The sequence below is a fragment of the Gracilibacillus caseinilyticus genome, from assembly GCF_022919115.1.
GTDB classification, from domain to species: domain Bacteria; phylum Bacillota; class Bacilli; order Bacillales; family Amphibacillaceae; genus Gracilibacillus; species Gracilibacillus caseinilyticus.
In genome coordinates, this window is the sequence record NZ_CP095072.1 from 253,495 (window position 1) to 265,815 (window position 12,321).

At 36.9% G+C, this 12,321-nt stretch carries 12 protein-coding genes; 4 read left to right on the plus strand and 8 right to left on the minus strand.

Annotated elements, in window-relative coordinates; all coding sequences use genetic code 11:
- Positions 1-3 precede the first annotated feature (3 nt).
- From MUN88_RS01125 to rpsN, 4 genes are all read right to left on the minus strand, one after another.
- Positions 4-1,677, minus strand: coding sequence for a nucleoside recognition domain-containing protein (locus tag MUN88_RS01125; RefSeq protein WP_244719866.1), 1,674 nt, complete (start codon positions 1,675-1,677; stop codon positions 4-6).
- On the minus strand, positions 1,671-2,783 hold the full coding sequence (locus MUN88_RS01130; protein ID WP_244719869.1) for an NAD(P)/FAD-dependent oxidoreductase: 1,113 nt from the start codon (positions 2,781-2,783) through the stop codon (positions 1,671-1,673). The genes MUN88_RS01125 and MUN88_RS01130 overlap by 7 nt, the downstream gene beginning before the upstream one ends.
- Positions 2,784-2,831: 48 nt before the next feature.
- Positions 2,832-3,797 carry a CobW family GTP-binding protein gene (locus MUN88_RS01135; RefSeq protein WP_244719872.1) on the minus strand — a complete coding sequence of 322 codons (966 nt, stop codon included), beginning with the start codon at positions 3,795-3,797 and terminating at the stop codon, positions 2,832-2,834.
- A 183-nt stretch (positions 3,798-3,980) separates the two neighbouring features.
- Positions 3,981-4,250, minus strand: coding sequence for a 30S ribosomal protein S14 (gene rpsN, locus MUN88_RS01140; protein WP_244719875.1), 270 nt, complete (start codon positions 4,248-4,250; stop codon positions 3,981-3,983).
- A 631-nt stretch (positions 4,251-4,881) separates the two neighbouring features.
- On the opposite strand from rpsN, the gene MUN88_RS01145 reads away from it, so the two are divergent.
- Positions 4,882-6,666 carry a beta/alpha barrel domain-containing protein gene (locus tag MUN88_RS01145; protein ID WP_244719878.1) on the plus strand — a complete coding sequence of 595 codons (1,785 nt, stop codon included), beginning with the start codon at positions 4,882-4,884 and terminating at the stop codon, positions 6,664-6,666.
- Between the two features lie 365 nt (positions 6,667-7,031).
- Here the strand turns inward: MUN88_RS01145 and MUN88_RS01150 are convergent, their stop codons facing one another.
- Positions 7,032-7,346: a DUF3892 domain-containing protein gene (locus tag MUN88_RS01150; protein ID WP_244719881.1), complete on the minus strand. Its 315-nt coding sequence runs from the start codon at positions 7,344-7,346 to the stop codon at positions 7,032-7,034.
- A gap of 193 nt (positions 7,347-7,539) precedes the next feature.
- Here MUN88_RS01150 and MUN88_RS01155 point away from each other — a divergent pair, with 193 nt between their 5' ends.
- Positions 7,540-8,688: a DEAD/DEAH box helicase gene (locus tag MUN88_RS01155; protein ID WP_244719884.1), complete on the plus strand. Its 1,149-nt coding sequence runs from the start codon at positions 7,540-7,542 to the stop codon at positions 8,686-8,688.
- Between the two features lie 544 nt (positions 8,689-9,232).
- Positions 9,233-9,763, plus strand: coding sequence for a hypothetical protein (locus MUN88_RS01160; protein WP_244719886.1), 531 nt, complete (start codon positions 9,233-9,235; stop codon positions 9,761-9,763).
- Between the two features lie 83 nt (positions 9,764-9,846).
- Here the strand turns inward: MUN88_RS01160 and MUN88_RS01165 are convergent, their stop codons facing one another.
- The 3 genes from MUN88_RS01165 to MUN88_RS01175 all read right to left on the minus strand — a co-directional run bounded on the left by MUN88_RS01165 (position 9,847) and on the right by MUN88_RS01175 (position 11,744).
- The gene (locus MUN88_RS01165; RefSeq protein ID WP_244719888.1) at positions 9,847-10,410 is read right to left on the minus strand and encodes a DUF2812 domain-containing protein; all 564 of its coding nucleotides are present in this window, start codon (positions 10,408-10,410) and stop codon (positions 9,847-9,849) included.
- Positions 10,397-10,714: a PadR family transcriptional regulator gene (locus MUN88_RS01170; protein WP_244719890.1), complete on the minus strand. Its 318-nt coding sequence runs from the start codon at positions 10,712-10,714 to the stop codon at positions 10,397-10,399. Before MUN88_RS01170 ends, MUN88_RS01165 begins: the two co-directional genes overlap by 14 nt.
- 427 nt (positions 10,715-11,141) lie before the next feature.
- On the minus strand, positions 11,142-11,744 hold the full coding sequence (locus MUN88_RS01175) for an NAD(P)H-dependent oxidoreductase (RefSeq protein WP_244719892.1): 603 nt from the start codon (positions 11,742-11,744) through the stop codon (positions 11,142-11,144).
- Positions 11,745-11,864: 120 nt separating this feature from the next.
- Between MUN88_RS01175 and MUN88_RS01180 the strand changes: the two genes are divergently transcribed.
- Positions 11,865-12,296: a MarR family winged helix-turn-helix transcriptional regulator gene (locus MUN88_RS01180; protein ID WP_244719894.1), complete on the plus strand. Its 432-nt coding sequence runs from the start codon at positions 11,865-11,867 to the stop codon at positions 12,294-12,296.
- Positions 12,297-12,321 lie beyond the last annotated feature (25 nt).

Below are 12,321 nucleotides of genomic sequence, written 5' to 3' on the forward strand. Positions count from 1 at the left end.
ATTTCAACTTATAAAATATAATCCTGCAGCAACAACAGCTGCACTATCAACACTTGTCACCATTTGTTTCCACCCAATGGATACAGTATTCTTCCGGCTTAGCTCTTTGCTGATTGTCAATAACGTAACGAGGCAAGCTGATAATGTCGATGCCAAGTAAACAAGAATAAATAGTTGACTGGACGACATATTCATTAACAAGCTGCCCTGTCCCTCATTTAAGACAAGTAAGCCATCCTTTCTAATAAAAGAAAAGATCAAACCAGGTGCTGCATCTGTCGGTAATGAAAATAAATATAATAATGGCATGGCAATCCAACTAAAAATCGATAATACCCCTACTGCATCCAATACAGATGCAACCAAACATATTAACAGAAAAATTGGCATAGCTTGCAACAAAAATTGTTTAATCACACCTGAAACCTTCCACCAAAATGTACGCCAATTGATTCCCTGCAGATAGGGTAAAGGAGCAATTCTCTTTAGTTCATCAGTAGCTGTTCTGTTCAAAACCCTTGTATGAATAGCACCCACTACTAATAGCACGAGCAAATATGGGATAAATAAAAAAGGAACATGTGCAGCATTGAAAATAGATAAGGTAGCGCCTATTTGATAACTGCAAGCTGAGCCAAAGGAAACCATCGAAACACAAGATAGCCGGGTGCAACTGCTACAACTTCTGCTTTGCATGACGGCGACAACATTACAGCCAAAACCGGTGATAACAGGAAGCAAATCTCTTCCCGTTAACCCTATTTTACGAAGCCACGGATCTAAAGCATTCGTTAAGTGCTCCTGTATGCCGATCTCTTCTGAAAAAGTAGTGGCGATGCTGATGAACAGGACAACAGGAAATGCCCAGAGAAACGAATACCAACCTAAGGTAATGACACCATAATCACCCACCAATACATGAGCTAAAAAGTCAGGTACCTCCCCCAACGTTGCAATGATCGGTGTCAACAGATGTTGTTCTGTCATCGGTTCTAGCCAACTTACAAATAAATAAGCTGCAAATACTGGCAAGGCAAACATAGCCATAATAGTTAAACAAGCTAGCATTGGACCTATTATTTTCAAACGGAACATCGGTATGACTTTAGTAACAGGATGAGGCAATGAGGGTAGAAAATGAAGGATACTCGCAGTAGCAGCCCACGTTCCGGCATTCTGGATACATGTGATTACTTTTTCTTGTTCAACCAAATCCATCTTTCTGGCATTCACCCAGACAACCGGTACCTGCAACAATTCTTGCACTCTGTTTTGTTCAGCTCTAGCAGGTAAATATTTATCCCGATGTGTTGCAACAACTGCTACTTTTTTATCTTTCAAATTCAATTGCTTCTGCAGCTCGATCAGTTCCTCTGCCAGCTCCGTTGCTTTTACAACTAAGAGTAAAGTTTGTTCCCCTTCTAAATGATCTAAAGTAAGCTGTGTATTTTGGCTGTCCATTTCAAATTGAATTCCTGGTAAATCTGTTAGTCGCATAACACTGTTTAATTTACATGGTGCTGTTAAGGCAGCTATTGTTGTGCCTCTTACATTGCTTGTCAACGCTCGGTTTTCCCCAGTCATATGGCGAAATAAGCCGGATTTTCCAACTGATTCACACCCTACTAACATGACTTCTACCGGATTAGCATAGGGAGGCGTAACGCTTTCTAGCATTGACACCGCTCCCCACACATAGAGAGATCATTAAGATAAAAGTTTTCTCGTTTATACTCCGCTAATATAGATAAATCTAAGTCTAACCGGTGACCGATTGTTTCTGCTATAACAGCAAAGCGCTGGCGGAATTTGTAAATATAACAAAAGATATGATCATCGTGCCGAAGTTCTGGTCCTGCTAGAAATAAGCCAGGTGTAGCCACAGATTCATCTCTTTCATCAACAAGCACTTCCCCGTACTTACCGCGCCTCACTAAATTTTCTATCTTTGATGTGCTGCCTGAAAAACCGGTAGCTAATATCGGTTTCTCCTTTGTAAAGTAAACTTTCCCACTACTCGTATACACATCATATCCCGACGACACTTTTTCAATGCGTGTCACTGCTGTATTGCCTACCACTCTTAATAAGTCTGAATCCAATAAGGGACGGACACGACCATATGTATAGGTTGACAGGGCAATGCTAGGATCACTATTGTCGATCTCCCAAGTATTCGTTTTAGCTATTAATGTAGCTCTCTTACCTGTTCGTCCTAGATGGAATGCTGCATCCATCCCACTTTCATATCCTCCGATGATAACAAAATCATCACCTTCCACACCCTCCCAAGATGGAATCAAGCTATTGTGTACGCCAACTTCTGCGCCTGGAAAAGGCTTCAAATTAGGATATTGATATTGCCCTGCTGCCCAGATAACAAAGCGACTTTGATAAGTCCCTTCTGTCGTATCTAGTGAAAAGATGCCTGCTTTCTTGTGCATTTGATTTACTTGCACACCTTCTTTAATAGGAAGTGTAAAATGATCTGCTATCACATTAAGGTATTCTGCATAAGCTTCACCAGAGGGATGTTCCATATCTAACGTGTAAGCGGGTGACGTTTTTGGAACAATTGCATTTAAATCTGTATGGCCAAAACCTTGTGCCGGAAAAGAAGGTGTTATGAATCTCATTTCCTCTGGCCAACGCTGAAAAGATGCACCCACTTCTTCTTTCTCTATAATTAAATAGGAAGTGCAATTCATTTGTTGTAATAAAGCAGCAACACCAATTCCGGAAGGACCTGCTCCAACCACAATGATGTCATATATTTTATTCATATTTACCACCTCTTAAATAATAATCATTACGATTTACACAACAAAAAATTAAGCAAGACAATATTGAAAACCTCTCTCAAGTTCCTGATAATCGAGATGCTTTCCAATAAAAACGATCTCACTTTGTCGCTTCTCATCATCCGCCCATTTAAAGCTTTCAGTTCCTGCAAATAGCATATGTACACCTTGGAAAACCACTCTGTTCTCCAATTGATTAATATAGAGCACTCCCTTATAACGATATAAATGTTCTCCTTTAAACTGAACTAAATAAGCGAACCATTTATTCACTTTTGCTAAATCAAGCGGACGATCGTCTCGAAAAACATATGATGTGACTTGGTCATTATGATGATGGTGATGTGTTTGAGTTAATAGATTTGGATCCCTATTTAAAATATATTCTAATTCAAAGGATTTTTTCCCTATTACATCTCCATTGTCAACATTGGCATATGTCGTATATATCCGTTCTGCATGTGGATTCATATTAATCAGCTGTTGTTCTAATTCACTTTTTTCAGCCTCCGTGATCAAATCCATTTTATTTATTAATAGAACATCTGCAAAAGCGATTTGTTGCCCTGACTCTTCTTCTTTTACATGTTGCCAAATATGCTTGGCATCGACCATCGTAATCACACTGTCTAATTCAAAGGATGCTGCTGTCTGTTCATCCATTAGGAAGGTTTGAATAACAGGTGCTGGATTAGCCATACCAGTTGTCTCAATAATAATGTGATCCATTTCTGTTTCCTGTTTCATCATGTTACTTAAAATGTTGATTAAATCTCCACGCACATTACAACATATACAACCACTGTTTATCTCCATAATTTCTTCCTTTGTTGACACCACCAAGTGACTATCAATGGATGTGTCACCAAATTCATTGATGATGACAGCAACCTTCTGATCTGGCATATCATGCAGCAAATTATTTAACAATGTCGTTTTCCCAGCCCCTATGAAACCAGTTAATATAGTTACTGGAATCGGGATTTCTTGTGACAAGGCTTTTCCTCCTTTTAAAGTAAAACTATGATAAGATGGGGTTTTTTGACCTTCACTGATCAGTAGCGATACTTAACTCTTAGAGTCTGTATACCCCCACCTAGCTTCTTTCTGTTACCTGAAACTTGGAATGGAGGTCTTACAGACGTTAGTACCGTGATATACAACGCAAACATGATTTTGTTACCAGCTTGCTTTTTTCACACCAGGCACTTGCCCTTTATGCGCATATACTCTGAATGCGATACGGGACATGTTGAATTTGCGCATATAGCCACGTGGTCTACCTGTCACTTCGCAACGGTTTTTTAAACGTGTAGGCGAAGAATCCCGTGGTAATTTGCGAAGTGCTTCATAATCTCCCTTTGCTTTTAACTCTCTTCTTAATTCTGCATATTGTAAAACCATTTGCTGACGTCTTTTCTCTTTAGCTATTTTTGATTTTTTAGCCATTTTTAATATACTCCTTTCGTTATTAACTATTTTTTAAATTTTTCAAACGCTTCACTTGTTAAATCGTAATTATTACGAATAAAAATCATTATAAATCATCTCGCTCTAAATGTAAATAGTAATGATTACGATTTACAATATATAGTTTTGTCTCTTTACTCGTTTTGTTCGATACGCTCCGCTGTCTTCATGCCCCTGGGATATTTCTAGAGACAGGTACAATTTATTCTGATGACTTAATTTAAGATTTTATACATAGATGTGGATTGGTGTTTATATCGATAACTCTCTCTAAAGATTACCGACTATATCTGAAGACTGAACATTTAGAGATTATTTTAGTGTGAAGTTTCCTTATGTTTAGAAGTTATTCACTTAAACTAATAAGCAGGATTGTTTAAGAAAAAAATCTTTGTAGGGGGATTGGTTTTGGGAACTTTTGTAAATATATTTGTATTTTCTGTATTAATTAGTGCTATTCTCTTTTTACTATCTGGAAATCTTTTTTATAATAAAATTCCTTCTTCTTTTGCACCTAAAAGGATACAATCATATCGGTTCCTCTGTGTCCTTCTTTCTGATAACATGTTACACTCATCTTATAATCAGCTAGAATGGTGAGGGATAAATTATGCCTGATTGGTCGTATCATACTATTTTTAAACCAATACTACATAGGTTATCTAGTTATAAATCCAGGGAATTTATTCATCGTGGAATGAGTCTAGTAGCTTCCGTTCCATTTGGTTCCCATTTTATTAACTTTTTAGGAAGACACGAAAGCTCCCCAGCACTTTCACAACAACTCGATGGAATCACATTTGCAAATCCTGTAGGGCTTTCTGGAAAAATAGATCCATTATTAACAGGAACGAAAGCTTTTACCCATCTTGGTTTTGGGCTCTTGGAGATTGGACCGATTACGTTAGCGCAAAAGGATTCTGCACATTCCCCCTCGGTTGATACAGAAAATCAATCAATTGAATTCCCAAGCGAGCAAGGATCTATAGGACTTCAAGCAACCGTCAACAAGCTTAAAAGTGTAAAGACGACACAACCGATATTTTTAAGGCTGGCAGGAACGGATAGAGAAGTGGAGAAGTTAATACTGACCTTAGACCCCTATGCTGATGGTTTTATTATCGATAATAAGGAAGAAAGCTTAATTCATCTGACATCCAAGCCAATTTACTGTGCAATTTCCTCTGAACAAGAATTGGAGGAATCCATTTTTGAGTTGCACAGTGGATTTTCAGGAATTTTAGTGTGTTTCGATGAAAACAAAGTAGACGATTATATTTCGAAGATCAAAAATATAAAGCATTGCGGCTATTCCAAAACAATCATTACCTCAGGTGGCATTACAGAGCCGCAGCATGCGTTAGACGTAATAGAAGCTGGTGCTAATCTAGTGTTGTTAGCAGGTGATTATGTCTTCTCGGGTCCAGGATTAACAAAACGCATCAATGAAGCAATGTTATCCAAAGAAGAGCTACCGACCGAGCAGCAAAAAGGCTGGCGGGCCTATTGGCTATTCGGTCTATTTATATGTATAGGTGGATTATTAGCTTTATTATTTAGCGTTACTTGGATCATACTGCCTTACGATGAAGCATTTCTAGGAGTGAAAAAAATAGAGATTTTTCAGTTCAATAAGCGAATAATGTTGTTTATGGCCCATGATAGAATGACGCTTGCTGGCACAATGATCTCAGGTGGGATCATCTATATGAATTTAGCGAAACACGGGATAAGGCATGGAATGAAGTGGGCAAAACAAGCTACCGATGCAGCTGCCATTTTAGGATTTTTGGGAATTTTTTCATTTATTGGATTTGGCTATTTTGATTGGCTACATCTTTTGTTTTGGCTTGTATTACTACCTTTTTATATGAGAGGATTCTTTTCTACAAGAGGTATTTCGGGAACACCTACTTCAAATAATAGAAGAAATCACCGAATTTGGAAACGGTCTGTATGGGGGCAATTTCTATTTGTTATATTGGGATTTTCTTTCATACTTGGTGGTATTGTTATATCGCTTTACGGTGTTACTTCCGTATTTGTTCCAACCGATCTTCTATATATATGTATGTCACCAGAACAATTACAATCTTTCAATGACAGACTGATTCCAGTTATTGCACATGACCGGGCTGGATTTGGAAGTGCTTTACTAAGTGTGGGACTCCTTGTATTAATGTTGTCACTTTGGGGCTTTCATCAAGGAAATAAGTGGATGTGGTGGACTTATTTAGTAGGGGGGTTACCTGCATTTATTACAGCAATATCCATCCACATTGCGATTGGCTATACAACATTTATTCATTTACTTCCTGCCTATTTTGCTATTTTGCTTTATACCGGAGGACTTGTCACGACCTATTCATTTTTTCATAAAGGGAATGAAGAATAATAGCAGAGGGGTCTCTTGCTTTCAATAGTGAAACGTAAGCGTCATCCTTGTTCATACTTAATTGAAGTATTTATTTATGAATGGTTAAAAGAAGACAGAGCTACGCTGTCTTCTTAAATATCTTTAGTTTTAGACCGTCAACAGTTTCTGCTTAATATTTCTGCTATAAACGTAGTCTGTCTAGCATATAACCCTCAACTAATTCGATATTCTTTTTGTTCTTAATATAGTTCTTTATTTGCTGTTTAATATTTGGTATCAGTAAAATGGAATCTAATTCTTCTAGAGGGATCCAATTTACAACCGATTGATGAAGATCCGGATATTGTAGTAATCGTGGTACGGAGTTTTCTTTATCAATCCTTTTAAAAAGTATCTAATTGATCTAGATTATTTTCTTTAATACCGTCAGGTTCACTACGGATAATGTCTCGACCATACTTATGAAATACGTCAACATGCTCCAATTTTCCTGCTTTTGCTTCATCAATTGCGGTTACGTAGTCTAACTCTCTGCTACTATTCGTTTTAAATGCAATAATATCGCCCTCATCATTTTTTCGAACAGCAACAATTTGTTCTTTTCCAAGCTCTCCTGATGCTGGCACTTCCTGCTGAGCTTGTTCCTCCCCTTGCTGTTTATAATCTTGAAATATTTTCTCGAATTCTTGATTGTCCATATTCTACACCTCCTGAACATACATTTAGTTTATAACGAAGGGAAATTTTTATGTGTAATCTCTCCCCCAGCTTATGGAGAGCACATAATCGATTTAATTTATCGCAAAATAATGGTGCAGGTTGACGTATATAGTAATCCGCATTACTCTGAATAAAGATGTACGAATTGAAGCATTAAAAGGAGCATTAAAAATGAATAAAACCCAATCATTAAATGAAGTATTACCTGACCTGAAACCATTTCTTCAAACCACATGGGATAAATCCGGATATGAAAAGCTAACAGCCATTCAACTACATACGGCCCGTTTTATAATCAACGGAAAAGATATCATTGCTGAGTCACCAACAGGCAGCGGTAAAACGCTAGCTTACCTTTTACCGCTTTTGCAACAAATCGACCCAACTCAAAAAAATACCCAAGTTGTTATCTTAGCATCATCCCATGAACTAGTGATGCAAATAAATCAAGAAGTTCAGGAGTGGTCAAGGGATAGTGGAATTGGAAGTGCTACACTGATTGGTGGAGCAAACGTAAAACGACAAATTGAAAAGTTGAAAAAGAAACCGCAAATCGTAATTGGAACACCAGGAAGAATGAACGAACTAATTAACCAGAAAAAATTAAAGATGCATCAAGTAAAAACGATTGTATTGGATGAAGCTGATCAACTGTTAGTACCCGAACATATATCTACTATCGATAAAGCTGTGAAAAGTACCTTGAGTGACCGGCAAGTACTCGTCTTTTCGGCAACTCTACCTAAAACAGTACAATCAAAGGCAGAAGAACTAATGAACAATCCTGAAATAATTCGAGTAGGCAAAGAAGATGATGATCGACCAAATGTAGAGTACATGTATCTTGTTAGTGAAGCGAGAGATAAGATTGAACCGCTACGAAAGCTGGTACGAAATCATGAAATGAAAGCACTTGTTTTCGTCAAAGACATTACAACGCTTTCGGTACTGGCAGAAAAACTAGATTATATGGGAATCCATGCAGGAGTTTTACATAGTGACTCCAACAAGCAAGAACGCGCTAAAGCAATTAAAGAATTTCGCGAAGGAAAATCTGAACTACTACTAGCTTCAGATGTTGCTGCAAGAGGATTAGATATTCCTGATTTAACCCATGTTATTCATATGGACTTGCCTAAAGATACGACACAATTTGTTCATCGCTCCGGAAGAACTGGGCGGTTAGGTTCTGACTCAGGAACCGTTGTAGCCATTGTCACGGAGAGTGAGGAAAGACAACTGCAGAAGTTTAGTCGCCAATTAAATTTAACTGTTTCAAAGAAAATCTTATTCAAAGGAAAATTAGTTAATTCAAAATAAAGTGAGACTTTGATCAGTGGGGGTTTTTGCCCCCCACTGATCATTAGCGAAACTTATCAGGGTGTTAGCGTCTGTTTACTCCCACTTAGCTTCTTTGTGATACTTGAAGTGGGAGTCTTACAGACGGTTAGCACCGTGATAAAGTGAAACTCTTGTTATTTTTCTAACACATGTCTATAATACCTCTAAAATGTTAAAACTCCTTCCTTCACGGGCGGTCACCTGTTGTAGTCAAAATTAAATCTTATCTTTTTTATTTTCAAACATACCTTTCTCTTCACGGGGGAGGTGATGCTGTAGAGGGGATAATGAGTAGGCTTCACAGGATATATTGCTCGCTTGACGGGATAAGTCATTCTTTCCCGCCAAACAGAGTAGGTATCCCGTGAAGCAAGAGAGTTATCAGTAAATAAAGCTTTATAAAAGCCTTTGGATGAACTTGGCTATTTGTAATGCACGACACCATTGCTAGCAATATAGTTAGTTGGAAAATTGAAATAGTATTGATATAATTCATACAAATCTATAATAAGGTGGGGTTGTTATGACTACAATTGCGTCAATTGTTCAAACGTTAGAAGACAGGAAATCGCTTCCACCTCTTTGTCCAGAGGAAACGTGGAAGCCCGAATTATCAAAGGAGATTAATGATTTATCCGAGGAAGAAATCACGGGAAAAACTGCTCCTTCAAGCCTTACTATCCTTGCAACTCGTTCTGGCTTATTGCTATGGAACGACGATCTTTACGCTTCACATGCGATTTCACAAAATATTTCAGAACCAATCGGTAGCTATTGGCACGGGATTATGCACCGACGAGAAGGTGACTTTGGCAACTCAAAGTATTGGTTTAGTAAGGTTGGCGACTCCCCAATTTTTGAAGAGTTGTATGAACAAGGTAAGAAAATCTATCCAAAAATAAAGGAATGGAAACAATGGAATCCTTCTCTTTTTATCGATGAGGTAGAAGAAGTAACGTCCAAAGGCGAAGAAGATACACAACGTGGCAAGCAATTACGACAGCTACAAGCACTAGAAATATCATTGTTATTACAATATAGCTTGCACCAGTAACAAATGAGATAAGGTACCAGGGCACCATATATGGACAAATGTCTTTTTATGGTGCCTGACCCCTTAAACATAACCTCTTTGCATTATTCTTCTTTTAACATTGAATACTTGCTATAAGCTTTATAATAACTTCTACCAAAAAGAACTACCATAAGTGCGGGAAGTAACTTCAAGAGGACAAATGGAGTTTCAAATAACAATGCCTTCCAAAATAATGCACCTTCCATACTCCAAAGACCTTCATGGTATAATTCAGAATCACTATACAACATAAAACAATATGCCAAACACAGCGTACCCAACCAAAATGAATAACCCATTAATCTTTTATAATAATTACCCCTTGATTGACGATCCGAGAAGATTTCATTTTGATTATCATCTTCTTTTTGCCAATACCTTATTCCAAGACAGGTCCCCTTTATATAGTTCCAACCGAAATCCTCATATATCCCTTTGTATTCAACGATCTTTTTCTTGGGTAAATAATCTTGATAATCAAGTCTCATAACATATCTCTTGTCAGTTTTTTCGAAAGTGTATATTCCTAATCCACTAATATTTGTACAGCGATAGCCTTTTTGTAATTGCTCGTTCAGCCATTGCTCTTCTTTTTCAATATTAAAAAATACTTTAAACCTCTTCATTTGATTCGCCTCCTTCATACAAGGATAAAATGTGCAATAGTCTTTCTTGTTCCATCTTCAAAATGGCGCTTCCTTCTGTCGTTATCATATAAATTTTTCTTCGACCTGAATTTCCAACAGGTTCAATCCAACCATGTTTATTCAAGTTTTCAATAGCACCGTATAATGTACCAGCCGCTAAAATAACGGAACCATTGCTTATTTCTTCAATCTTCTGCATTACTGCATATCCGTGGAGTGGCTCACGTAGAGCTAATAAAATATAATGCATGGTTTCAGACAACGGCAATAATTTGTGTTTCATTCTCTCATCCTCTATTCAGTTTAACTATACATTTCAACTTTATAGTAAATATAATACAGTTCAACTGTATAGTCAACAGCATTGTTAAAATTCATCGAAGGAAATTAAAGTACCTTTATAATTAGGCAAAAAAATCAATCTAAAAAAGTCGATTTCCCAACGCAAAGGAAATCGACTTTTTGCCTACTCTTATCAATTTAGATTGCCCAATTGTTGAACACAGCTGAAACACCGTTATGCAATACGGAGGAGGGGGCTGACCCTTTCCAACTAGTAAAGCAGGAACCTGTCAAGTTACTGCTTTTCTCTTCAACACTTTCTCCACTACATTTTCTACATGTGGCTTGATAGTAAGATGATACTGTTATCCATAAATATTATTCTTGCGTGTGGCCCTCTACAATCACTAATTACTAGCAGTTGATTATTATGATGTTAAGCTATGGATATTCAACTTTTGAAAATACCTATATACTTTGTTTATTTTTTTCTGATGTTTCCCCTTTGAATTTTCCATATTCCCAAACTCAAAAAACTTTACCTTTTTAATGCCTACGTATTGGAATAATGCTTTACGCATTAAAACTTTATGAGCATTATTTAGCCAAAACAATGGATAAAAGGTTGGACCTTTCATTACAGAAATACATACGACTGATTTATCCTTCAACAAACCATCTGGTAACAACTTACCGTTATCTTTGTAGGCAAATCCTGATGCAAACATTTTATCAATATACCCCATTAACATAGCAGGAGGCCTCCCCCACCAGATAGGATAAATAAAGATAATCTTTTCAGCCCACGATAGTTGATCCCGATATTTTTCTAATTCTGGATCTTGATACATATCTCTTCTCTTCTTTTTCTCCCCAAATTCAAGGACCGGATTAAATTTTTCTTCATATAAATCTAAAACTTGAACATTTTGTATAACATGATTTTCCTCACACCCTCGAAGTACCCCTTGTAAAAAGGCGTAGCTCAAGCTTTGATGATTTGGATGGGTAAAAACAATTAAAACATTCACTATTAAACACCTCATTAGTTATCATTTGATAACTAAACACTAACACTCACCCATTTTAGTTGTCAATTGATAATTGTTTTTTGATAATATATTTGATACTTTGTAAATGAGGTGATTGATATGGACAAGGGTAAGCTTTTCCATCAGTTTGTTCGATTTACTACATCTGTACATCAAATGACAAACGATATGACAAAAGAAATCAAAATTGAAAACATTACTACCGTTCAATACAAAATATTAGAATTCATTACAGTTAGCCAACCAGTAACTCTTAGTGAAATAAGTGAATGCTTGCATTTATCTTTACCTAATTCTAGCCGTGAGTTAAAGAAACTAATTGAAAACCAATTATGCGAAAAAATTATTGATTCGAATGATCGTCGTAAATTTGACATTCGTCTCACCGAAAATGGAACAGAGCTAATGAATAAAGTATTTCAACAGCTTGAATTAACATTTCAAGAGCGAATTAACAATTTAACAGAGCCTGAACTAAAAGAAATTGAAGAGGCAATCCAAATTTTACAAACTAAATTTTTGCATAGATGAAATGGACAGGACCAATAGGAAAGAA